This is a genomic window from Vibrio sp. D173a, assembly GCF_030248475.1.
On the sequence record NZ_JAHGAH010001440.1, the window covers coordinates 1 to 895 of the forward strand.

1 protein-coding gene is annotated in these 895 nt (G+C 49.6%); it reads left to right on the forward strand.

Annotation, left to right across the window (positions count from 1 at the left end):
* Window positions 1-753: LysR family transcriptional regulator (locus KIV40_RS33925; protein WP_285353836.1), on the forward strand; the 753-nt coding region annotated here is incomplete at its 5' end.
* Between the last annotated feature and the right edge of the window lie 142 nt (window positions 754-895).

The following is an 895-nucleotide window of genomic DNA, read 5'->3' on the forward strand; positions in this document are numbered from 1 at the left end:
CGCTCCAAGCAAGGCTTACAGCTCACTCAGATAGGAGAAGAACTACTCCCATATGCTGAGCGCGTCGAAGAGGAGATGGTCGCAGCATCACGCATGATCATTGGCAAAGACAGTGAGCCTGTTGGCACCGTTTATGTCTCTATGCCTCATGGATTGGCGATGACCTCGATCATGGATGACCTAGCACTCTTTGCTGAGCGTTATCCAGATATCACACTTAATCTCAATTTCGGTAACGACATCGCTAACTTGAGCCGTCGTGAATCAGACGTCTCGATTCGCATCGCTAATAAGGTTTATGACGATGCCGTAGGTCGCCGTTTAGTTCAGATGTCGCAAGCGGCCTACTGCACCCGAGAATACGCAGAGAAAGTAAAAGACAACGCTGGCGAAGGGCTACACTTTATTGGATGGCACGAACCAGAGGGGGATGTCAGTGCTCAGTGGCTAAAAGAGAGCTTCTACCCAAAAGCCACACTTAAACACCGAGTTTCGGAGCTGGTCCCGTTGATAAACTTAGCGGCTTCTGGGCTTGGGATGGCTTATCTGGCATGCAATTTAGGTGACAGACACCCAAACCTTGTGCGCGCTCCATTTCAAAAGCCGCTACCCTATCGAAGCATCTGGTTGTTGCTGCACACCGACCTACGCCGGACTGCACGCATCCGCCGATTTGTAGACTTTCTTGGCGAGCAGATTCAATCACGTGAGAACGAGTTTTGGGTGACGGGAACCGTGGCGAAAGTTGACTAACTCAACTAATAACGACTTCTTCTCTGCTAAAGGAATCCAATGAAAACATGGAAACAACCACTGCCGGGCTACGAATGGCTGATTCATCAACTCTGGTTTATTGAGGTAAGTGAAGGAGAGATCATCGAGCCCAAACCTCAAC